We start from the raw sequence: 21,712 nt of genomic DNA, 5'->3' as shown, positions 1-21,712 counted from the left end.
GGTCAGCTGCCTGTTCTACGGTTAATCGGCGGATGAGCGCTGCTTCTGCCATAGCGTTTCAAGCTCGGGGAGCAAACGAACGCTTTCCTGTTCATTTGGATCCGTTCTTGCCAGCAGGGCGGTGCAGGACTCGCTTTCGCTAGGGTTATAGGGCATATGAGGCATCCCGGCAGGGATGTACAGAAAATCGCCTTCCTCCACCTCCATATGCTGGTCGAGTTTCTCGCCGTACCACATGGCCGATTTCCCTTGCAGCATGTAGATGGCTGTTTCATGTTGTTCATGCAGGTGGGCCTTTGCTCTCTTGCCAGGGGGAATCGTTAGCAGATGCATGCATATACCTTGCGAGTCAACGCTTTCCTTGGATATGGCCTCCGCATAGTCGAAGCCTTGTTTGCCATGGTATGTGCGAGATGAACGAATGAGTCGACAAGATCGTGTTGGCTCCATGTTCAAACACACCTCCTTCTGATTCAAACTATTAAGATGGATGAAATTTCATGCAAAAAACCCTCATCTAAGTAGATGAGGGTTTTCGATTGATCATTAGCAAGGACGGAAAGGGAAAAATGGTCTAGTATCCAGTAAGGCAATAGCCAAAAGATCAAACAGGACGAGCGGTAAAATAAACGGCAAAAATGAGATTTGCGCCTTGTTCCCATTCCGGGACGGCTTCAGATAGACTTTATTATTGTCCACTTTGACAATGGTACCTTTGTAAGTGCCGTGTGTTGTTTTGATCATTACTTCTCGATTGAGGTACTTCTTACAAATTCGATAGGAATCCGCTTTTTTCATCGTGATACCTCCTCTCTAGCTGTCTTATTCTAGTATATGTTCGTCCAATAGAACTAGTGCGTGGGAATAGACAGGAATGGGAGAAAGATCCAATAAGTATTTTGCCGAATAAATGATATAATCAATAAGCAAATTACACCGCTGTCCCATAAAATTGCAGGGTTAAGGAAGAGTAGATCGATATGTACAAGAAGTCAGCAGTAAGGGTAAAAAGCTCTTTGAAAGTGACCTTCCTCTATGTCTTGTTTGGAAGTTTATGGGTCATTCTATCAGATCGATTCATCGATAGCGTGAAGTTGACCGATGCCATTTCCGTAAATTCATCAAAAGGACTTTTTTATGTCGTTATTACCGCATTTATTTTGTATTTTTGTTTAAAGCGGTTGAAAAAGGCGTTGTTGGAAAGCGAGGAGCGGTATCGAATCCTGGTGGAACATTCACCGGAGCCAATCGTGGTTCATAGCGAAGGGATTATCATCTTCATTAACCCTGCCGGTGCCAGAGTTTTAGGTGCGAACTCGCCTGAGGAACTCATCGGGCAATCCGTGATGACATTTGTGCACCCCGATTTTGCAGATATAACGATGAAACGTATCCGTCAAATCATCGAAGAAAAGCAGCCAACAGAACCGATGGATCAAAAGTTTTTACGGCTCGATCAGCAAGTTATCGATGTAGATGTAAGAGAGGTGCCAATCGTCTTTCTTGGTAAACCTGCGGTGCAGTTATTATGCCGAGATATTACGGAGCATAAACGGGCGCAATGCATGCTGGAAATGCGGGAACAGAGCTATAAATCGCTTGTGGAGCACAATCCCGATGCGATTTTCACGATGGATTTAAAGGGGAATGTGCTGTCAGTTAATGCGGCTACTGAGAAAATTACTGGCTATACGGAAGAAGAATGCACGCAGCAAATATTTCAGCCCTTTCATGTGTCCAGTGACCAAGAGAAGGCATGCGAGCTATTTGTAAAAGCGATGCAGGGCGAATCCAATAATACGGAAATAACGCTAATGCATAAAGAAGGAAATCAAATCGAATTAAATTTGAAAATGGTTCCCATCTATATTAATGATAAAGTTGACGGCGTATATGGCATAGCCAAAGATATTACAGAACGTAAACGGACGGAAGAGCTGCTGCTCAAATCAGAAAAGCTGTCTATCGTTGGACAGCTTGCGGCAGGGGTTGCCCATGAGATTCGAAATCCATTGACTTCGCTGAGAGGTTTTGTGCAGCTTCTACAGTCAAAAGTAGAAAATTATCAGTATTATTTTCAAATCATGTTATCGGAACTGGACCGAATTAACGATATCGTGAGCGAGTTTATGGTCATTGCGAAACCGCAGGTGATCAATTTTGAAATGAGAGATATCCGGAAGATCCTTCAAGATGTCATCTCCTTGCTACAAACCCAAGCTATTCTTAATAATGTGCAAATTCATACAGAGGTCATGACTGAAATTCCTTTCATCAAGTGCGAGGAAAATCAACTGAAACAGGTCTTCATTAATATTCTTAAAAATGCGATTGAGGCCATGCCGGATGGAGGAAATGTCACCATCGAGTTGAAGCAGGATGACGGCAAGGTTCAGATTCGTTTCATTGACGATGGCTGCGGCATCTCGGCGGAGAGATTGGCGCTACTAGGCGAACCTTTCTACACAACCAAGGAAAAAGGGACGGGCTTAGGTTTAATGGTTTGTCATAAAATCATCGAAGCTCACCGTGGATGCCTCAAAATTGAAAGTGAAATTGAGCAGGGAACGACCGTACAAGTATTTCTTCCGATTGATGAAGAAAGTACGGTTAGATGAGCTTAAAAACAAAAAAAAGGACTGCTCCATAAGTAGATTATCTACTAGGAGCAGTCCTTTTTATAATGGATGAACGGTTATTTTTTCACGCGTTCCCGTACGACTTTTTCAATAATTAATTTATGTCCGAGCATGCCCATGAGACGAATCAGTCCGGTTGTTCTTCCGGAAATGATATGACGATGGCCGTCAGCAACGTTCGTTTGGATCGAAAACCGGTGAAAATGGTTGGGACCATTGCCAATGTTGAGACCTGTTTGACCGGAGTAGGAATGTCTGTGTCCGTCCGCTGTTGTTGTAGTGCCGCGGAAATTGTGACGGTGTCTGCCATTATCAGGAATGAACAAATCAGTCAAATTCCCAAAAGCATGTTGATGCCCTTGCACGCGAGTCGTCAAACCCTCCATTCGATGTTTGAACTGAACAGGTCCTTCATCTCCTTGCTTGACTTTTGCCATGATCCCATCATCCTTTCGAAACAAGATGCTATTAAAGTATGTACCGCTTTCAAACTTGGTTTGGACAGACGACCAAAAAAGGACCTATTTATGGGAGCGGAATAGGACGAGTTTAATCTTGATAAGATGATAGAAAACACCAGATTTCTCATACATCATGTATGCCGTAATAGAGTAGGAGTGGTTGAAGTTGAGCGTAATAGGAAAGGGCATCCCAAGACTTGAATCCCGAGATAAGGTAACCGGTTTCGCTACATATACGAACGATACACAATCTCCAGGCATGCTGCATGGTTGGCTCGTGACCAGCCCCTATTCGCATGCGTTAATTTTATCGATTGATATTACGGATGCGCTGGCAGTGAGCGGTGTTCACGCCATAGTTCGGGGAGAGGATTCCCCCATCCTAACAGGTACTCTTCTAGCAGACCGCCCGCCGCTTGCCTGGAAAAAAGTGAGGTATTACGGCGAGCCGATTGCCGTCGTTGTGGCGGAAACGGAGCAGATGGCTAAACGCGCAGCAGCCTGTATACGAGTGGAATACGAGCAGCTTCCTGTTGTTCATTCACCCAGCGGCGCCTTACAACGGAACGCCCCATTAATTCATGAAGATTTGGGCAGCTGTCAAAAGTTCGGGGATGTGTATCCCGTTCCAGGAACAAATATCGGCAATTTAGTCAAAATCAGAAAAGGTGACATGGCCTCAGGTTGGGCAGCTAGTGAAGTGACGGTGGAAGGAACATATGCGTTCAACTCGTCCGATCATTGCGCGATGGAACCGCGTTGTGCCATCGTTGAAGCAAAACCGAGCGGTATAATCAACATCCAAACGTCGACGCAGGATCCTTTTATGATTAAACGTGCTTTCGAGCGCTTTTTTCAAGTTGAGCAGTCCAAGGTGATCGTGCATGTGCCTTTAGTAGGCGGGGGATTTGGCGGCAAGGGCTCCATTCAATTGGAATACATGGCTTATCTAGCGTCCAAAGCTTGCGGCGGCCGTCCTGTCAAAATCAATAATTCCCGTGAAACGGATATGGTCAGTTCCCCTTGTCACATTGGGCTGGAAGCAAAAGTGAAGCTCGGCGCTACCCGAGAAGGCAGACTAACAGCAGCTGAAATCACGTTTTTATTTGATACAGGGGGCTATACAGACGAGGGAGCTACGGTGACCGTAGCGGGAGCAATCGACTGCACAGGGCCTTATCGCTTGGATAACGTGTGGTGCGACTCTCTCTGTGTCTACACGAATCATCCTTATGCTACGGCATTTCGGGGATTTGGGCATACGGAAGCCCTTTATTGTCTGGAGCGTACGATGGATATGCTTGCGAAGAAACTCGGGATGAATCCTTTGGATTTGCGGTTTCGCAATGCGATTGAGCCGGGGGATACGACACCAACGCAAGCACCGCTTACACGAAGCTCGGTAGGGGATCTACCTCTATGCATTCGTAAGTTGAAGACGCTGATCGAGTGGGATCAGGGTCAATGGACGAAGGTTGACCGTGATAAAGTCAGGGTGAAAGGTATGGCCTGTGTGTGGAAAGCCTCGGGCTCCGGCATCGATACCGGAAGCGGGGCTACGATCACATTCAATCACGACGGCAGCGCGAATCTCAGCGTAGGTTCGATCGAGATAGGCCAAGGAAACCGCACCGTCATGGCGCAGATCCTTGCCGAGCAGCTGGATATGGATGTGAAGGATGTCCATGTCAAAATGGACGTGGATACCCAAATCACACCGGAACATTGGAAAACAGTGTCAAGCAGCAGTACGATGATGGTCGGTCGTGCTGTTCAGGACGCAGCTGAAGATGTGATCGCCCAACTGAAAGCTAATGCCTCGATCGTCCTGCAAGTGCTGCCGCAAGATCTCGCAGTCGGCCGTGGCATGATTTATGTCAAAGACGATCCGATCATCAGTCTAAAAGTCAGTGAAGTGGTCAGCGGTTACCAATATCCGAATGGCAGTGCTTCGGGCAAACCGGTTATCGGCCGCGGCAGATACCGTGTCCATGATATTACGAGGCTTGATCCCGAAACGGGGAAAGGAATCCCAAGCCAGCAATGGACCGTTGGTGCACAAGCCGTTGAAGTTGAATTTGATACTCGCGAGTGTACGTATCGTGTTCTTCGGGCAGCTTCTGTTTTTGATGCGGGAAAAGTCATTAATGAAGCCACAGCACGCGGGCAGGTGGTAGGCGGAATGAACATGGGGCTGAGCTTTGCCACGCGGGAGGGGTTTCTGTTTAATCAGGCGGGGCAAGTGCTTAATCCGCAGCTGCGGTCCTACAAATTAACCCGGTTCGGCGATCATCCGGAATATTTGGTCGAATTTGTGGAGACGCCTTTCACAGAAGGTCCTTTTGGTGCCCGCGGTGTTGGGGAGCATGGAACCATAGGGATGGCTCCTGCTCTGGCGAACGCCTTATCGCTTGCAGCCGGCATTGAATTGAACGTACTGCCTTTGACACCAGAGGTGATCTGGCAATCGATGGGGAGGAGCCAATGATTTCATTTGACTTTGAATATTATAAGCCGACTACCTATGATGAAGCGGTATCAATCTATCAGAACATGAATGCAAGCGGTAAATCACCCTTGTATTATGCCGGTGGTACTGAAATCATCTCCATGGCGCGCATGGATCAGCTTCGCACTGGTGCGGTAATTGACATGAAAGGGATTCCCGAATGCCGCGTATTTCAATTTCATCATAACCAGCTTGTCATTGGCGCAGCACTTACACTCAATGAGCTTGCGGAGTCGCCTTTGTTTCCATTACTTGCGGACACTGTTCGAGACATCGCTGATCATACGATTCGCAATAAAATTACAATTGGCGGCCTCCTATGTGGAAAGTTCATCTATCGGGAGGGGCTGCTGCCCTTTCTCCTAGCGGACAGCGAGGTTATTCTGGCCGGCCCTAGCGGAGTGCGTCAAATTCCCATTCGCCAGATTTTGAATGGAGAGCCGCGCTTGGAGAAGGGTGAACTTCTCGTGCAAATCATAACCAATGCCAACTATTTGGAAATGCCGTATGTGACGATAAAGAAGACCAAATTGGAACGAATTGATTATCCAATCGTCCGCATAGCTGGGCTTCATACAGGAGAAGAGATTCGCATGGCTTTCAGTGGAGTCAGTGCGATACCGTTTCGATCAAAGAAAATCGAAGAAATTTTAAACGATACCTCACTCTCCTTGGAAGCTCGTGTTGATATCGCCATTCAATGGTGGCCTGTGCCGATTTTGAATGACATTCTTAGCTCATCTGCTTATCGGACATTTGTGCTTCGCAACACACTATTGGATGCTATGGCAGCTCTGGAACAGGGGAGGCGTTGAGGATGAGCGGGACGATCAAAAGTGAAGTTGAATTCGTTGTCAACGATAAGCGGCATCATGCTGTCATTCGATCCGCGGATACGCTATTGCGAGTGCTGCGGGAGCAATTGGGGTTAACTGGAGCAAAAGAGGGGTGCGAAAATGGCGATTGCGGGGCATGTACGGTGAATGTGGATGGAGTTCCTATCAAATCGTGCCTGATGTTGGCTATTGAAGCTCCGGGATGCAGCATCACGACCATTGAAGGGTTAGGCGGAGATGCTCCCATGCAAAAGGCTTTCGTCGAGCATTTTGCTTTTCAGTGCGGATTCTGCACACCAGGTTACATTATGGTGGCACATGCTTTGAGCCAGCAATGCCCGAATGCGAGTGAAGACATGATGCGTAGATGGCTTCAATCCAATATTTGCCGCTGTACAAGTTATGAGGAGATTGGGAAGGCTGTCAGGTCTGTGATTTCGAACTCGCAGAAATAGGTGGATGGAACTACGGTCCTCTATTTCCGTGAAAACTCACATCATCCACTCGGATGGGGAACTACAGTTCGCTATTTTGTCATTTCTACTGAGAATCGCGTTGTTGAGGACAAATAAGTGCCTGTAGTTCCACTCAAAGTTCAAAATAGCTCGTTTTTCTCCAGATAGAGGACCACAGTTCCCTTAAATATTCGGATGCGGGAGCCCTGCTCATTTTTTATGAAAGGAAATGAAAGGTCATAGTTAGAATTATTTAGTATGCCAAATAAAAAGGAGTCCTGGGGATAGACGGATCAGGTTAAGAACAAACATGTCAACTATTATTTTATTTCGCGGGAAAGCTGGGACAGGCAAAACTACCTTATCCAATGAACTTGGTAAAAGGCTCAAGACAGCTGTGCTTCATAAAGATGATATTTATGATTCGGTCGCCAAGCATGTCTCCGCACATGAGGCGAGAAATCAGATCTGTTTTGATTTTCTGTACCGGTTTCTTGAAACGGTTATTGCGACGGAAGCAGATGTAATTCTTGATTATGGTTTTAATCACTCGGATGATGTGTTGAAGTTTAAGCATTGGATCGAAGAAAAAGGTGGGAAGTTGAAGACGCTGATCTGCATATGCAGCGATGAGTCTATTTGGGCGCAGCGACTTGCTGAGAGAAGCAATGAGCCAAAGGCTAATCAATTAATAACCGATTTAGATGAGTTAAAGGAACATTATAAGCATGTTAGATTGGAATTTTTGGATGGTGAACTTGTTTTGGACACGGTTCAGCCGATCGATTCTCTAATGGATCAGGTTTTCAAGTCTCTTTGAATGAGCTACTATATACATGTAGATATAATCAATTTAGGAGGCAATGGAATGAATAAAATCGAGCTTTTGCTTCATGGATGGGATAGCTGCTATGAGAATGAGGATTGGTATCCGCCGCTTACGGATGCCCTCAAAGGTTTGACTGCCGAGCAGGCCAACTGGCGGCCGGAAGGCGAGTATGTGAATACGATTGCCGAGAATTTGAATCATTTAATTTTTTATAAAGAACGATTGTTGTATCGAATGACTGGAGCAGAGTCCGAATATCCGGATATGACGAATGATGATACGTTTGTTGTGGCATCTACTTCAGATGAGACATGGGAGGCAACTTTGGCTCGTTTGCAAGCTGTTCACCAAGGTATTCGGGATCGGATCGCGCAGTGGGAGGAGCATGATTTTGAATATGTGTATCCGAATCGTTCGCAATCCGTTGGGCGTTGGGTGAACAGTCTGATTATGCATGATGCCTATCACACAGGACAGATCATGTTTATCCGGAAGCTGCAGGGATCTTGGCCATCCCGTCGTTCTTTTGAATAAAAAATGAGAGGTGCGAGGCTTGACGGAGTTTGACTGGTCAAGCTTTTTCGCTGTTTATGGAGGGATTTGCCGTTTTATTTCGAATAAAGAAAATAACTGATTGTAAGGAGGTCTCATCGAGACATGAACATGGATATGGCATTGCCGCAAGCGGCTCCAGAACAACTAGGGATAAATGGTGATAAATTACAACTTGCTTTCCAATTGTTAGATCGTGAAGAGGAAGCCGGTGAAATACCAGGTGGCGTGGCCATCGTGGGTCGAAAAGGGACCATCATAGGAACGTATGCCGTTGGTCACTCGATTATTTCGGACGATACGAAGCTAAAGGTAACGGAAGATACGATTTATGACTGTGCTTCTTTGACCAAAGTAATGGCGACACTTCCCTTGATTATGCAGCTGATCGATCGTGGCGAGTTGCGCCTCAGAGACCCGATCACCCGGTTCTTCCCTGAATTCTCAGGGAATGGGAAGGAAGAGGTGACGGTGAAACATCTATTGTCTCACACGTCCGGGCTGCAGGCTTTCAAGGATTTGCATTCTCATGGTTGGACGCCTGAGCAGATTAAGGCTGCCGTTCTCGGAGAGGGTTTGAGCCATTCTTGCGGCAGCAGTTATGCGTACAGTGATTTTAACTATATCATTCTTGGTGAATTGGCTGCGAAGCTGTTTAGCATGCCGCTAGATGAGGCCGCTAACCGATATGTGTTTGAACCGCTGGGGATGCACGATACGGGTTATTGTCCGGCGAAAGAATTGCAGTCGCGAATAGCGGCAACGGAGTTCATGGACGGCGCTTATCGATGGGGCGAGGTGCATGACGAGAACGCTTGGGCAATGGGGGGCGTCAGCGGGCATGCCGGTGTTTTCTCGACGGCGAGGGATGTTGCGAAATATGCGGCCATGTGGCTGAACCATGGGAAGCCTGCAGCAGACGGCCTTGGCCATGTTCTGTCAAGTGCATCCGTAGCAGCAGCCACTCGTAGCTACACGGAAGACAAGGTAAATGCTAACCGTGGCCTTGGTTGGGTGCTGAAGGGGGATGTCTGGGACGCTTCGGGGGATTTGTTTTCCTCGCAAAGCTACGGGCACACGGGGTTCACAGGGACCAGCGTATGGATGGATCCCCAAAGCAGCGTTTTCGCCGTATTATTGACCAACCGTGTGCACTTTGGACGCGAGAAATCTGTCGTACGGCTGAGGGATTGCTTTCATAATGCCATTGCCTCATCGTTTGAACCCTAAAGGTGGAAAAAGTACCAGATGAGGTGGAATCGCTTCATTGCTAAGGGTTTAGCGCTGCTTGATAATGAGGATAGGAAGTAAATCTCATTGTTGGGGGAGCGAATCGCCATGCGTAACGTCCACACAGGTCACCAGGTCCACATCACATCTGAGCAGATGAAGCATTATCAGGAACAAGGCTATATCATTTTTGAAAGTCTCTTTTCAGAAGAAGAGATGGATCGTATTTGCGGTATCATTGACGGCTTCGACGAAGCCTCAGAGAAAGCCTTGCGCGCGAAAGGCAAGGAATTCATCAGCAGATCAGGTCAAATTAATTTTACTGCAAATTTGAATTTCCTAAGCGCAGAGCTGCAGCAATTTATTGCAGATCAGCGTTTTGTTGATATTACGACTACAATACTGGGACCGGACATCAAGCTGTACTGGGATCAGTCCGTGTACAAACGTCCGGAAGCAGACAAAGACTTTCCATGGCATCAAGATAACGGATATGTACCGACGGAGCCGATCCACTATGTCACATGTTGGCTAGCGCTTGAAGACGCTACGGTGGATAACGGCTGTATCTGGGTTCAGCCACGTACGCACTTGGATGGTTTTGTGGAGCATGTGAAAACAGATCTCGGCTGGGTTTGTTATTTTGGAGAAGAAAAAGGCATACCGGTTGAATTAAAAAAAGGCAGCATGGTTGTCTTCCATTCCTTGCTCTTCCATCGCAGTACGCCAAACTTGAGCAAAACGCAGACACGCAAAGGTTATGTGGTGCAGTACTCGGTGGACGGATCTTTTAACCCGAATACTGGTCAATTATTCAAGAACGGACCGCTGATTGCAAAAGACGGGAAGTCTGCGTATGAAGGTTTTGTAACTAGAGAGAATTGTTCTTAGTGATTCTAGGCAATACACGGGAAATCGGTTAAGTTGAACATATGAGGTGATTGTCAATGTCGACGAAACCGCCCGAATGGGTAGAAGGACCGTGGTCCGTTCAGCTGCATAGCGTGAATCGGTCGCCGTATGTCAAGCTTCACATGGAAAATCGTAGTTTTCCGAATTGGATCATTAGTTATGTGAAAACCGGCCATGTCACGACAGGCACAGGAGGCGAAACCCATACGGCGAAAGCGGGTGATGTGATGCTTCATCCGCCTGGGCTGCCTTTTTCGGAGCATGCGAATGTTGGCGGTGTTCACTTATGGATGCAGGTTAGCATTCTGTGTTCCCATCAATTCGACCTCCTGATGCTCTATCGCGTTTCACCGGTTATTACCCTGCCTGAGCCTGGCCGTTATGAGGCTGTATTCACCAAATTGCTTGCCGATTGGGGAAATCGGGAGCTGTCTTTTCGTGATTTGAAACTCACAACTGCGATGCTGCAGCTAACGGAAATGATTCTAACCGGTTGGGAAAAAGCAGGAAATCCGGAGCGTTCAAGCGCATACAGCTCACCTGGCGATCGCTTCGCCCGGTTAATTGGACAAATGTCCATGCGGCTGGAAGAGAAGCTGACCAGAGAGGAACTTGCTTCGCTAGTTTGTCTGAGTGCGAACTATATGGACAGAGCGTTTCAGCAGCAGTTTGGACTAACCCCCATGCAAATGCTTCGAGATATGCGTCTTAAGCGTTCCAAGCAGCTGCTCGAAATGAGCGAAGAGACGCTGGAATCTATTGCTGCGCAATGTGGATTCACGGATGCGTCCTATTTATGCAAACAATTTAAGAAAGAGTACGGTGTTCTTCCTGGGGAATATCGCGAGTCTGTCCGATACAAACAATTCGAAAATGTGTATGGTTAAGGTGAATTCATGCAGGAACAACTAGATGAGCTGGTTCGTTATTATTTTGAGGAAGCTGATTATGAGATGGAAGCCGTTCCGTTTGGACTTACCAATTTAACAAAAATAGTGAAGTTAAACGACCGAAGATATGTCCTCCGTATCTATAATCGACATACGAAACATGTAGAGGGCATCGAGTTGGAATCAAGGACGACATCATTTTTGGCGAACAGAGAGCTGACTTTTCAAGTGCCAGAATTTCTTCCAACTTTAAGTGGGGACGATTATGTTCGATTGTCTGACGGAAGCTTAGGCGCTGTTGTCGTCTTTCTTGAAGGCACGAATCACGTGCTTGCAAATGTCCATGATGCTGCTGAATTCGGACGTGTTGTTGGTGAAATGAGCCAGGGACTCCAACAATTCGATAGAAGTGGGCTCGATTATCAAGGCATATCATTTTTGGATTTTTACAATCTTCATCCGCTTGCGGATCAAAGCGCTGTTGACGCTTTTATCGAAAATCCATCGTTTCATATTCCAGAAGCTTCCTTGAATTTTTATAGAGCCAAGGTCGAATCCGTGGAAAACAGTGTCAGGGAGATAAAAAAACTTCCTATTCAGCTTGTTCACCATGATTTGTTAATATTTAATTTGTTAGCTCAAAACAACCGCATTTGCAGCGTATTGGATTTTGATTTTATATCGGTGGATACGAGCTTTCTGGAGTTTGCGATTTGCTTGAATCATCTTTTACAGATGTCGAATGGTTCAATTGAGATGGCGGAGGCTTTTGTAAAAAGTTATTCAGCTTATAAAGCGCACAGCGTGCAAGAGATTGAACAACTGCGGAATTTAACTCAGCTCTATCATGTCGCTGTGCTGCACATCTATATCGGCCAGCATTATGCGGGCATCGACATCCAACATAACTTCACCTACATTTTGAATCAATTCATACATAGAGATACGTGGTTAATGGAGCATGGCAAAACTATTGAGCGGATGCTGATAGCTTATATTGTTGGGTGAAGGTCATAAAAGCGAGGGTTAACTGGAAATTGCTATCTATTCCGGATTTATCTGAGGAATTCCACAAATTAGCGGTAATATGTACCGTTAACTTAAAGATTCAGTCGCATAGTTTCAAAAAAAAAGGCTATCCCTCAGTCAGTGGTGACTTTGGGACAGCCCTTATTTTATTACCAGGCGTAAGCCCGTGGAGCATCTCCGCCGGGTCCCGGGAAGATTTCATCCAACTTGCTTAATGTGGATTCATCGAGTTGGATGTCAACCACACGTAACGTATTTTCGAATTGTTCCAACGTACGAGGTCCGATAATCGGTGCCGTCATGGCCGGATGAACGAGGGTCCAAGCCAAGGCTACATTCGCTTCGCTCTCGCCGAGTTCCTTGCATAATGCGGAAAAGGCTTCCAGTTTGGCGCGATGTTTTTCAACACGCTCAGGGTTGCTCGCGCGCTTCGAGCCCGTGACTGGATTTAATGCGTTACCACCGAGCAGACCGCCATCGAGCGGACTCCAAGCGATAACGCCAATACCCAGCTCTTCAGCGGCTGGAAGGACTTCCAGCTCAGGCAATCTGCAAAGTAAGCTGTATTTATGCTGCTCCGACACAAGGCCAAGGAGATGACGGGATTTGGCTTCATATTGCGCTTTCACCAGATCGCGCCCGGCGAAGTTGCTGGAGCCCACGTAGCCGATTTTGCCTTGGTACACAGGAACTTGAAAAGCTTCCCAGAGCTCATCCCAAGATACATTACGATCTACGTGATGCATCTGGTACAACTCGATATGATCGGTTTGAAGACGGCGTAAGGAAGCGTCCAGGTGACGACGTAGCTTATAAGCGGATAACCCGCCTTCACGGTTCGGTCCATCGTTAGCGTCATGCATATCACCGTAGAATTTGGTGGCGATAACGGTCTTCTCACGGCGATTGCCGCCTTGAGCGAACCATCGGCCAATAATCTCCTCGGTGCGGCCTGAATTTTCGCCCCATCCATAAATGTTGGCTGTATCAAAAAAGTTGATTCCGGCATCTAGAGCAGCATCCATGATGCGAAAAGCTTCTTGTTCATCGGTATCTACACCGAAGTTCATCGTTCCCAAGCACAATTGGCTTACTTTTAAGCCTGAACGTCCCAAATAACTATATTTCATCGTAATCTCCTCCACAAAAGTTAAGGTTGGGCAAAGTTTGTTCTTATCCACCACTCCCATCATACTAGATTCTCAGAGGGGGCAGAAGTACGCACTTTTCTTTTATTTAGTAGACATTGTGATACCTACTCACTTAAAGGTAAGCGCTTATTTGTAGCCGTAATTTAGCAATAATGCTATGATGGGAAAGTTACCTATTACGGAATGAAGGTGTAGAAATGAGTACATTAACAAAAGCAATTCTACTAGCAGCCAAAGCGCACGACGGTCAAACTGATAAGGGCGGAAATCCTTACATTTTGCATCCCATTCGATTAGCAAGTAAAGCCAAAACGACGGAAGAATCCATTGTAGCTGTCTTACACGATGTCGTTGAGGATTCAAATATGACCTTATTTGATCTGAAAAACGAAGGATTTAGTTCAAACGTCATTGCAGCTCTGGATTGCCTGACTAGGAGAGCGGATGAAAGCTATGAAGGATTTATTAAACGAATTAAACTAAACCCGCTTGCCTCGAAGGTGAAGCTTCTGGATCTGGAAGATAACTGCGATATGAGCCGAATTCCGCAGCCCTCAGAAGCTGATTATGCAAGAATTGATAGGTACAAAAAAGCGATAGCTGAGCTCAAGTTTTAGATGCGCAGAGCACTCCATTCCATTGGGAATGCGAGTGTTTTTTTTTTGTCTTTTTTTGTCGTAAAAAGAAATAAAAATTCACTATGTTATTTGTGCAATAAAATAAAGTTTCAAAATCTATTGACCCTCCAATTCTTTTTCAATAGTATAAAAACAAATAGTCATTCTAATGATTGGAAAGAAGGATGACAACTTAACAGGGGAGGGGCGATCGAGATGGCCATTTCTAAGGTGCATAAGTTCCGATTAGCCCTTTTTTGGCGGCTTTTCACCAACTATTTCATTGTGATTTTGATTCCTGTTATTGTCGCCAGTATCCTTGCTCATGTGCTTGCCGTCCGCACGATTGAGAAAGATGCCGAAAAGCTCAATGATGTCGTGATCAGCCATTTTTCCAAGCAAACCGATACAGCCTTAGATTCACTCAAAACCAATATGATCAACATGCTCAGTTCATCTAATGTAACAGGTCTGCTAAGGGTTGTTGACGATTCAAGGGAAAATCAGCAGCGCTCGGATCAGTTTCATGCCCTCAGAGAGCAGTTAATGAAGCTTCAGTCGGATAAATTGGTGTCTAAGGTTTTTTTATATTTTGCCAATCATGACCTGGTAGCGGATGTCGACATTTATACGGACAAATCGTACTACTTTACGATGACTTATCCGCTTGATGAGCAGCAGAAGGCTGAATATCTCGCCCATTTTACAGGTAAAAAAATGATGGATATCATAGACTCGAGTACGCTCGGCATGTCAGCCGTTATGAGTTATCCGTTTAATACGGAAACTCCGGAAGTTTATTTGGTCGTGCATTTTGATCAGGACAAATTGAAAGAACAAATTTCAATCCCTGAGAAGTGGGTCACAGGTACGGCGATTGCTACTAGCCAGGGCGAAATTTTGAATCAGACCAGCCTGACGGATAAAGAGGTTAAAGCGGTGCTGGAGCATACGCGCTCGAAGGTTATTGAATCTCAATTCCTTGTCACAGATGAAATCGCCATGTCACTTGTGAAATCCCGGTTCAACGATGCTTGGTATTACGTGACCATCGCCGATCTTCGTACCTTGATGAAACCCGCTTATATGACAAGGTTGATTAGCTGGGGATTTCTAGTCTTTTTTCTCGTTGTGGGCAGCGTTGTGTCGTATTATTTAAGCCGTCGGTTGTATCGGCCGATTCAAGAAATATCCAATGAAAATAAAGAGCTGTCACAGCGAATGAACGGCATGTTCCCCTTGATGCAGGAGCTTTTTATCACCAAAATTTTGCAAGGGGAATATCAAGACGAGCTGTCCATCGCTTATTATGCGAAGGAAATTGATTTTACCTATGACAAGCAGGCTATGCGCACGGTGCTGTGCATTGCTTTTCACTACAACTCGGAGGTGTATGACCGGCTGTCGGAGACGACCAAGTCTTTCATGTTCGTGGAGATCAAAGAATTGATTCGCAAATCCACCCCATCCATGGTCTGGCTATGTCAAACGAAACCGGATGTGTTAGCCTGCGTGGTTACCCATGATTCGTTCCTGCATTTAGGTGCGGAAGAGGCTGCGGACATTACGAAATTGGTGCTGGAGTCATACAGCCAATATTTCAAAGCAACGATCGGCATCGGGAAAACCGTGAACGCCGCAGAAGAGCTGCATGAATCGTATGAGCAAGCGTTAGCTGTCCTGCAGAATCGTGGATTGGATGCCGATGTGGAAATATGCCGCGGACCGCTTGTAGGGGAACGTACGCAGTGGGAAAGCTTTTTATCCGTCCAGGAAGTGAACCGAATTTTCAATCAGCACAAAACCAAGGAATATGAGCGATTGTTGGAGTCAGTGCGTGAGAAGCTAGAGGAGGGGAAACTTAAACAAGCAACCGCTATGCAGGTCAAATATTTAAGTACGGACGTGCTGAATACATGGATTCGTGCGGTAGAAACCGAGCACAACGATTTTAATGTGCCATTTTTTTCCGGCTTGTACGATCGGCTGCATAGTTGTATGACGTGGGATGAATTGGATCAATGTTTCTCTGACATTCATGGCGTTTTATTCCGAACGGAAGAACCCGATCAGCGCACACAGCAGTTTTCGGAGATTCTGGATTATATTCATGAGCATTATAACGAGGAGCTTTCGATTGAATATTTTGCAGGGCTGCTCAACATGTCGAACGGGCATTTCAGCCGAACGTTTAAAGAGGCGGTGGGCGAGAAGTATGTGGAGTACATTGCCAAATACAGGCTTATGAAAGCGAAGCAATTTTTGCTGGAGACTGATATGAAAATCGATGACATCGCGGAGAAAGTGGGTTACTGGGGCCGTAATTCGTTTATTCGAACTTTTCGCAAATACGAAGGCATCACACCGGCGAAATATCGCACGATGCATCATTAAGGATGGAGACTTCATTTTTTCCGAAGTCTCTATTTTTTCTTCCAGCACCGAGAAACCACCGAGAAACCGCATAAAATCGGGCTTGTAAAAAAAGAGACACAAGGTAATTATGCGATCTTTACGCGAATGCCCCGCTCTCTGTATAGTAAGGCTATCAACTTCCGAAAGGAGGAGGAGGGAGGCAGTATGCAGCAGCGTAATGGAATGTGGTACGTTTTGAAGAAACATAAAGCGCTATATTTGTTAATGCTGCCGGGGATTTTATACTACATCATTTTCAAATATGTGCCTATGTACGGGGTCGTCATTGCCTTTCAGGATTATTCGATCGGCAGAGGAATTTTGGGCAGTAAATTTGTAGGGTTTAAACACTTTATTGAATTTTTTTATGTCAATCCGGATTCATGGAAACTGATTCGCAACACCATTATGTTAAATGTGTATGACTTGCTGTTTCATTTCCCGGCGCCGATCATTCTGGCCATCTTGTTTCACGAATTAAAGAATAAAATGTTTAAACGCATCGCACAAAGCATCAGCTATATGCCGCACTTTTTATCAACGGTCGTTATAGCGGGAATTCTTGTCACGTTTCTGTCGCCGCAAACCGGCATCGTTAATTTCTTGCTGGTGAAGGTATTTGGCATGGAGCCGATTCTATTCCTCGGGCTGCCTGAATGGTTCAGAGCGATCTATGTCTCCTCGGAAATCTGGCAAAAAATCGGGTGGGGAACGATTCTTTATTTGGCGGCGATCGCCGGGATCGATCCGACATTGTATGAGGCGGCGAAAATGGATGGAGCGAACCGTTATCACCAGATGCGCCATATCACCTTCATCGGTATGGTTCCCGTGATGATTATTTTGTTCGTTCTGACATTAGGTCATTTTATGGAAACGGGGTTTCAGAAAATCTTGCTGTTATACAACTCCATGAACTACGAAACCTCCGATGTGATTAACACTTTCGTCTATCGGCGCGGGATACTGGATGCGGACTTCAGCTTCGCAACAGCAGTAGGGTTATTCCAGTCTGTCATCGGTCTCATCCTAGTTATCGGCGCAAACCGCATCGCTAGAAAACACTCAGAGACAAGCTTGTGGTAAAGGAGGAACGCTATTGAAAATTAAACAGTCAACAGCCTCCGTCATTTTTGACACATTGAATTACGCCGTTATGATCCTTCTTATGATTGTAATGATTTATCCGCTTGTCTATGTGTTTAGTGCTTCGATAAGCGACAATGCGCTGGTTTCAAGCGGTGATGTCCTGCTTTTACCCAAAAAAGTAACGCTGGTCGCCTACAAACAGTTGGCAGCAAATTCAGATCTATGGATCAGCTACTGGAATACGATCCGTTACACAGTCGTTCATGTCATTCTGACGTTGATTACAACGGCAGCTATGGCTTACCCGTTAGCGAAGAAATGGCTGCCCGGACGCAAATTGATCTTGATGTTGGCGGCATTCACGCTGCTGTTCAGCGGAGGCATGATCCCCACGTTTCTCGTTGTGCAAAAGCTGGGCATGTTGAATTCCATCTGGGCCATCGTTCTGCCTTCGATGATCAGCACATGGTATTTATTCATCATGCGGACGTTTTTTGAAGCTTTGCCGGAAGAGTTGGAAGATGCCGCAACGATTGACGGCTGTTCCTCTCTGCAGGTGCTTTTGCGAGTTGTTATGCCGCTATCGATGCCAGTGATGGCAACAATCGGACTATTCACAGCTGTAAACCAGTGGAACGCTTTCTTCGATGCCCTCATTTACTTGAACGACCGCTCTATGTATCCACTGCAAATTATGCTGCGCAACATCCTAGTAGCAGGAACGACGATTCAGGGAGAAGGCGATATGAGTCTGCTGCAAACTATGAAGTACGCCATCATTATGATGGCTACGCTCCCGATCCTGTGTGTGTATCCGTTCATCCAGAAATATTTCGTTCAGGGTACGATGATCGGCGGTATTAAAGGGTAAGATCGGAATGCGACTGCGACTATAGCTAGTAATGACGTTTTTAAAACAGCCTTTTAAACACATTGGGGAGGTTTTTTCATGAAAAAAAGAACAGTTGCAGCAGCAATATCAGCCGTTATGCTTTCCAGCTTGGTCGCAGGTTGTACGAGTGGGTCAAAAGATATGCCCGTATCCGGGGATGGCAAAAAAGCAGAAGAGTCCAAGAAGCCGATCACCTTTTCCTGGCTGGCTTATGACCGTCCCGAAGGGAAAGTACGTCAAGATTGGGAAATATTCAAGGAAATCGAAGCAAAAACCGGCGTGAAAGTGGAGTTTCAAGTGGTCAGTCAGGAAGGTCTGAAAGAGAAGAAACAGATTATGATCGCGACCAATGCGGTTACTGACTTCATTCAGGTAGATACATTGGAAGGCAGACAGCATGGGCCGGATAAAGTGTTTCTGAATCTGAAGGATTACATGGATAAAGCCCCGAATATGAAGGCGTTTTTCGATAAATATCCGGAAGCTAAGGCTGTTGCAACGGGAGCCGACGGAGGAATTTACACCGTGCCGGTTATCGAGGGCGATGCCGAAGGCAAAGGGTTCAACTTTATTTGGTATACGCGTAAGGACATTATGGATAAATACGGTTTGAAAGCGCCGACCTCGGTGGAAGAATTTTACCAGTTCCTGAAAACTTTGAAAGAAAAACAGCCGGATACATACCCATTGATCAATAACGCAATTACAGGCGATACAGGGTTATTCACGACCTTCGGCAGAGCCTTCACAGGCATTCACGGCTTCTATAACGTTGATCCAGCTACGGATAAATATGCTTTTGCACCTTACCATAAAGGGTATAAGGACTCTCTGATTTTCCTCAACAAACTGTATAACGAAAAATTGCTGGATCCTGAATTCTCGATGATCACGCAAGCGCAGTGGGAGGAACGGATTCTTAAGGGCAAATCGTTGGTTACCTTCTTCTGGAAGGCCGATCTAGAGACGCTTATGGATAAAGGACGTAAAGCAGGAATTGCCGATTACACGCTGGATGCGATTCCGCAGTTCGCTGCCGACGGCATTAAGAACTATCAGTTCTCGCGTTCTGTTGTAGGTGCCACGGGTCGCGCGATTTCCGCCAAGGTCAAAGATAAAGACAGAGCCGTTCAATTCCTTGATTACCTGCTCAGTGAAGAAGGTTCGAATTATCTATCCCTGGGAATCGAGGGCAAAACCTATACGAAGTCAAACGGCGTGCCTGTGTATAACAAGGATTTCGGTGCGTCGCCATTTACAACACTGCGGAAAGATTGGGGCGTCTGGTATGACATGATTACGCTGGACAATGCCAAATCCCGCGCGGTATGGGAAAGCGGTTTAAGCGATAAGAGCAAAGCGATTAACAAACTATATGAACCGGTTATTATCCCAGCACCGAAACAGATTGTTAAAACCAGTGAAGAGTTGGAGCTGGAAAAATCGAAGCTGAACAATTTGAACAAGTATTTGGAACAAAAGCTGACTGAATTCGTGTCCGGTAAAACACCGATCAACGATAAAACGTGGCAAGAATTTATTGATCAAACGAAAAAGCTGGGCGCCGACGAACTGCTGAATATGTACAATGCTTCTTACACGCGCACATACGGCAAAAAATAATAGCACTGTTACTGCAAGGAGGCTCATTCACCCAGAACGGGCCTCCGAAATGGAGGGATGATGGATGGCCGAAAAGATGAAGGTCATTGATGTGGATGTCCACAACGAGCAGAACGATTCCGATTTGCTGCCGTACTTGGCTGAGCCTTGGCGTTCACGCGTTGCGGCTACCGGCATCGGATATTCCGGTTCCGGCTATTACTCACCGGTTGGCGTCATGAAGAAAGACGCCATTCCGCCGGGCGGGGGCAAAGCGGGTTCAGACCCGGATTTGATGATCAAACAATTGCTGGAAGGCTATAACGTCGAATACTGCATATTAACAGGCGTTGTGTATAACATTTCAACGACGCATGATGCGGATTATGCAGCGGTAATCTGCTCAGCCTATAATGATTATTTGGCCGCTGAGTGGCTTGGCAAGCATAAGGCGTTTAAGGGCGCTTTGGCTGTCGCTACGCAGGATCCATATCTCGCTGCAAGAGAGATAGACCGTATGGGAGGACATCCCGACTTCGTCGAAGTGATGATTTCCAGTGCGGCGCGCGCGCCACTCGGCCAACGGCAGTTTCATCCGATTTATGAGGCGGCTGAACGCAATGGTCTACCTATCGCGCTGCATCCCGGAGCGGAGGGCGGTGGTGGTTCAACAGCGCCTACGGCGGCTGGATATCCTTCCCGTTACATTGAGTGGCATACGTGTCTATCTCAAATGTTCATGGCTCATCTCGTGTCGATGGTCTGCGAAGGGGTATTCGAGAAATTCCCTCGACTGAAAGTCGTGTTGACCGAGGGTGGCATTGCCTGGCTGCCGCATCTGATGTGGAGGCTGGATAAGAACTATAAAGCGCTGCGCTCCACAGTCCCATGGCTTAAGAAGATGCCGAGTCAATACATCCGTGAGCATTGCTATTTGACGACGCAGCCCATCGAGGAGCCGGACAATCCGCAGCACTTGATTGATTTATTCAATATGATCGATGCAGAGAATATGATCCTCTATTCAAGCGATTATCCGCATTGGGATTTCGATTCACCCGATATGATACTGCGAAGATTAAAGCCCGAAGCCAAGAGGAAAATTTTTTATGAAAACGCCAAAAGCTTATATAACCTGTAATGGATGGAGGAGCTTATGACGGTACATTATGTGCTTGATGTAGACGAAGTTCCCGAAGGCGGGCACGCCGTCGTCACCATCGAGGGAAAAAGTATCGGTGTTTACCGGATTAAAGGTGCCTTTTACGCGATCAATAATTATTGTCCGCACCAAGGTGCGCCCATGTGTGCCGGACTCGTCTCTGGAACGACGCTCCCTTCAGACGTCTACGAATATGAGTATGGTAAAAAAGGGGAGATCTTGCGCTGCCCTTGGCATGGCTGGGAATTCGATATCCGAACCGGCAAGTCGCTGTTCAGCGAGAAGATTTGGTTGAAGACGTTCGAAGTCAGCGTACTTGACGGCAGAATCGGCGTTCAATTGCAAAGAACGTAATAATCGTGAAGATAAGGGATCGGAGAGGGCTGAAGCAGCCTTTTCGGTCCTTTTTTTTATCCAAAGATTTTCGCAGGAAAAGCAAGCA

Annotated in this window: 21 protein-coding genes; 17 read left to right on the top strand and 4 right to left on the bottom strand. The window is 46.3% G+C overall.

Annotation, left to right across the window (positions count from 1 at the left end; translation table 11 throughout):
* Positions 1-21 precede the first annotated feature (21 nt).
* Both ACUN27_RS20565 and ACUN27_RS20560 read right to left on the bottom strand, forming a co-directional pair.
* Positions 22-450 carry a cupin domain-containing protein gene (locus tag ACUN27_RS20565; protein ID WP_315949869.1) on the bottom strand — a complete coding sequence of 143 codons (429 nt, stop codon included), beginning with the start codon at positions 448-450 and terminating at the stop codon, positions 22-24.
* Positions 451-546: 96 nt separating this feature from the next.
* Positions 547-798 (bottom strand): hypothetical protein, encoded by a 252-nt coding sequence (locus ACUN27_RS20560; protein WP_326059502.1) that lies wholly within the window; start codon positions 796-798, stop codon positions 547-549.
* Positions 799-980: 182 nt separating this feature from the next.
* On the opposite strand from ACUN27_RS20560, the gene ACUN27_RS20555 reads away from it, so the two are divergent.
* Positions 981-2,618 (top strand): PAS domain-containing sensor histidine kinase, encoded by a 1,638-nt coding sequence (locus ACUN27_RS20555; protein WP_445559537.1) that lies wholly within the window; start codon positions 981-983, stop codon positions 2,616-2,618.
* 77 nt (positions 2,619-2,695) lie between these two features.
* Here ACUN27_RS20555 and ACUN27_RS20550 read toward each other — a convergent pair whose 3' ends face one another.
* Positions 2,696-3,076 (bottom strand): YmaF family protein, encoded by a 381-nt coding sequence (locus tag ACUN27_RS20550; protein WP_315949872.1) that lies wholly within the window; start codon positions 3,074-3,076, stop codon positions 2,696-2,698.
* Between the two features lie 190 nt (positions 3,077-3,266).
* On the opposite strand from ACUN27_RS20550, the gene ACUN27_RS20545 reads away from it, so the two are divergent.
* The 9 genes from ACUN27_RS20545 to ACUN27_RS20505 all read left to right on the top strand — a co-directional run bounded on the left by ACUN27_RS20545 (position 3,267) and on the right by ACUN27_RS20505 (position 12,321).
* Positions 3,267-5,588 carry a xanthine dehydrogenase family protein molybdopterin-binding subunit gene (locus ACUN27_RS20545; RefSeq protein ID WP_326059500.1) on the top strand — a complete coding sequence of 774 codons (2,322 nt, stop codon included), beginning with the start codon at positions 3,267-3,269 and terminating at the stop codon, positions 5,586-5,588.
* Positions 5,585-6,424, top strand: coding sequence for an FAD binding domain-containing protein (locus tag ACUN27_RS20540; RefSeq protein ID WP_315949874.1), 840 nt, complete (start codon positions 5,585-5,587; stop codon positions 6,422-6,424). Before ACUN27_RS20545 ends, ACUN27_RS20540 begins: the two co-directional genes overlap by 4 nt.
* 2 nt (positions 6,425-6,426) lie before the next feature.
* Positions 6,427-6,900: a (2Fe-2S)-binding protein gene (locus ACUN27_RS20535; protein WP_445559536.1), complete on the top strand. Its 474-nt coding sequence runs from the start codon at positions 6,427-6,429 to the stop codon at positions 6,898-6,900.
* 310 nt (positions 6,901-7,210) lie between these two features.
* Positions 7,211-7,720 carry an AAA family ATPase gene (locus tag ACUN27_RS20530; RefSeq protein WP_326059495.1) on the top strand — a complete coding sequence of 170 codons (510 nt, stop codon included), beginning with the start codon at positions 7,211-7,213 and terminating at the stop codon, positions 7,718-7,720.
* A gap of 48 nt (positions 7,721-7,768) precedes the next feature.
* The gene (locus ACUN27_RS20525) at positions 7,769-8,263 is read left to right on the top strand and encodes a DinB family protein (protein WP_315949877.1); all 495 of its coding nucleotides are present in this window, start codon (positions 7,769-7,771) and stop codon (positions 8,261-8,263) included.
* 123 nt (positions 8,264-8,386) lie between these two features.
* Complete coding sequence (locus tag ACUN27_RS20520) at positions 8,387-9,511, top strand: serine hydrolase domain-containing protein (protein WP_445559535.1); 1,125 nt, start codon at positions 8,387-8,389, stop codon at positions 9,509-9,511.
* Positions 9,512-9,619: 108 nt separating this feature from the next.
* Positions 9,620-10,402, top strand: coding sequence for a phytanoyl-CoA dioxygenase family protein (locus ACUN27_RS20515; protein ID WP_315949879.1), 783 nt, complete (start codon positions 9,620-9,622; stop codon positions 10,400-10,402).
* A gap of 56 nt (positions 10,403-10,458) precedes the next feature.
* Complete coding sequence (locus ACUN27_RS20510; RefSeq protein WP_315949880.1) at positions 10,459-11,310, top strand: AraC family transcriptional regulator; 852 nt, start codon at positions 10,459-10,461, stop codon at positions 11,308-11,310.
* A 9-nt stretch (positions 11,311-11,319) separates the two neighbouring features.
* Entirely contained in the window at positions 11,320-12,321 is a 1,002-nt protein-coding gene (locus ACUN27_RS20505) for a phosphotransferase enzyme family protein (protein ID WP_445559534.1), read from the top strand.
* Positions 12,322-12,491: 170 nt separating this feature from the next.
* On the opposite strand, the gene ACUN27_RS20500 is transcribed toward ACUN27_RS20505, so the two are convergent.
* Positions 12,492-13,472, bottom strand: coding sequence for an aldo/keto reductase (locus ACUN27_RS20500; protein ID WP_326059490.1), 981 nt, complete (start codon positions 13,470-13,472; stop codon positions 12,492-12,494).
* Positions 13,473-13,690: 218 nt separating this feature from the next.
* Here ACUN27_RS20500 and ACUN27_RS20495 point away from each other — a divergent pair, with 218 nt between their 5' ends.
* The 7 genes from ACUN27_RS20495 (at position 13,691) to ACUN27_RS20465 (ending at position 21,624) form a co-directional block, all read left to right on the top strand.
* A complete protein-coding gene (locus tag ACUN27_RS20495) occupies positions 13,691-14,110 on the top strand; it encodes a GTP pyrophosphokinase (RefSeq protein WP_315949883.1) in 420 nt (139 codons plus the stop codon).
* 216 nt (positions 14,111-14,326) lie between these two features.
* Positions 14,327-16,504 carry a helix-turn-helix domain-containing protein gene (locus tag ACUN27_RS20490; RefSeq protein WP_326059489.1) on the top strand — a complete coding sequence of 726 codons (2,178 nt, stop codon included), beginning with the start codon at positions 14,327-14,329 and terminating at the stop codon, positions 16,502-16,504.
* Between the two features lie 186 nt (positions 16,505-16,690).
* Entirely contained in the window at positions 16,691-17,611 is a 921-nt protein-coding gene (locus ACUN27_RS20485) for an ABC transporter permease (RefSeq protein WP_315949886.1), read from the top strand.
* 13 nt (positions 17,612-17,624) lie between these two features.
* Positions 17,625-18,485, top strand: coding sequence for a carbohydrate ABC transporter permease (locus ACUN27_RS20480; RefSeq protein ID WP_315949888.1), 861 nt, complete (start codon positions 17,625-17,627; stop codon positions 18,483-18,485).
* A gap of 78 nt (positions 18,486-18,563) precedes the next feature.
* Positions 18,564-20,129 (top strand): extracellular solute-binding protein, encoded by a 1,566-nt coding sequence (locus tag ACUN27_RS20475; protein WP_445559533.1) that lies wholly within the window; start codon positions 18,564-18,566, stop codon positions 20,127-20,129.
* 64 nt (positions 20,130-20,193) lie between these two features.
* Positions 20,194-21,249, top strand: coding sequence for an amidohydrolase family protein (locus ACUN27_RS20470; RefSeq protein ID WP_315949891.1), 1,056 nt, complete (start codon positions 20,194-20,196; stop codon positions 21,247-21,249).
* A gap of 15 nt (positions 21,250-21,264) precedes the next feature.
* Positions 21,265-21,624, top strand: coding sequence for a Rieske (2Fe-2S) protein (locus ACUN27_RS20465; RefSeq protein ID WP_315949892.1), 360 nt, complete (start codon positions 21,265-21,267; stop codon positions 21,622-21,624).
* Positions 21,625-21,712: the final 88 nt, after the last annotated feature.

The sequence above is a fragment of the Paenibacillus sp. WC2504 genome (assembly GCF_052682475.1).
Note: the sequence above shows the minus strand (reverse complement) of the source record. Positions and strands in the feature narration are given on the sequence as shown.

What these genes read in the sequence shown, in the direction of transcription:
- ACUN27_RS20565 (WP_315949869.1), bottom strand. Translation starts at nt 450, where the DNA reads ATGGAGCCAACACGATCTTGTCGACTCATTCGTTCATCTCGCACATAC.
- ACUN27_RS20560 (WP_326059502.1), bottom strand. Translation starts at nt 798, where the DNA reads ATGAAAAAAGCGGATTCCTATCGAATTTGTAAGAAGTACCTCAATCGA.
- ACUN27_RS20555 (WP_445559537.1), top strand. Translation starts at nt 981, where the DNA reads ATGTACAAGAAGTCAGCAGTAAGGGTAAAAAGCTCTTTGAAAGTGACC.
- ACUN27_RS20550 (WP_315949872.1), bottom strand. Translation starts at nt 3,076, where the DNA reads ATGGCAAAAGTCAAGCAAGGAGATGAAGGACCTGTTCAGTTCAAACAT.
- ACUN27_RS20540 (WP_315949874.1), top strand. Translation starts at nt 5,585, where the DNA reads ATGATTTCATTTGACTTTGAATATTATAAGCCGACTACCTATGATGAA.
- ACUN27_RS20535 (WP_445559536.1), top strand. Translation starts at nt 6,427, where the DNA reads ATGAGCGGGACGATCAAAAGTGAAGTTGAATTCGTTGTCAACGATAAG.
- ACUN27_RS20530 (WP_326059495.1), top strand. Translation starts at nt 7,211, where the DNA reads ATGTCAACTATTATTTTATTTCGCGGGAAAGCTGGGACAGGCAAAACT.
- ACUN27_RS20525 (WP_315949877.1), top strand. Translation starts at nt 7,769, where the DNA reads ATGAATAAAATCGAGCTTTTGCTTCATGGATGGGATAGCTGCTATGAG.
- ACUN27_RS20520 (WP_445559535.1), top strand. Translation starts at nt 8,387, where the DNA reads ATGAACATGGATATGGCATTGCCGCAAGCGGCTCCAGAACAACTAGGG.
- ACUN27_RS20515 (WP_315949879.1), top strand. Translation starts at nt 9,620, where the DNA reads ATGCGTAACGTCCACACAGGTCACCAGGTCCACATCACATCTGAGCAG.
- ACUN27_RS20510 (WP_315949880.1), top strand. Translation starts at nt 10,459, where the DNA reads ATGTCGACGAAACCGCCCGAATGGGTAGAAGGACCGTGGTCCGTTCAG.
- ACUN27_RS20505 (WP_445559534.1), top strand. Translation starts at nt 11,320, where the DNA reads ATGCAGGAACAACTAGATGAGCTGGTTCGTTATTATTTTGAGGAAGCT.
- ACUN27_RS20500 (WP_326059490.1), bottom strand. Translation starts at nt 13,472, where the DNA reads ATGAAATATAGTTATTTGGGACGTTCAGGCTTAAAAGTAAGCCAATTG.
- ACUN27_RS20495 (WP_315949883.1), top strand. Translation starts at nt 13,691, where the DNA reads ATGAGTACATTAACAAAAGCAATTCTACTAGCAGCCAAAGCGCACGAC.
- ACUN27_RS20490 (WP_326059489.1), top strand. Translation starts at nt 14,327, where the DNA reads ATGGCCATTTCTAAGGTGCATAAGTTCCGATTAGCCCTTTTTTGGCGG.
- ACUN27_RS20485 (WP_315949886.1), top strand. Translation starts at nt 16,691, where the DNA reads ATGCAGCAGCGTAATGGAATGTGGTACGTTTTGAAGAAACATAAAGCG.
- ACUN27_RS20475 (WP_445559533.1), top strand. Translation starts at nt 18,564, where the DNA reads ATGAAAAAAAGAACAGTTGCAGCAGCAATATCAGCCGTTATGCTTTCC.
- ACUN27_RS20470 (WP_315949891.1), top strand. Translation starts at nt 20,194, where the DNA reads ATGGCCGAAAAGATGAAGGTCATTGATGTGGATGTCCACAACGAGCAG.
- ACUN27_RS20465 (WP_315949892.1), top strand. Translation starts at nt 21,265, where the DNA reads ATGACGGTACATTATGTGCTTGATGTAGACGAAGTTCCCGAAGGCGGG.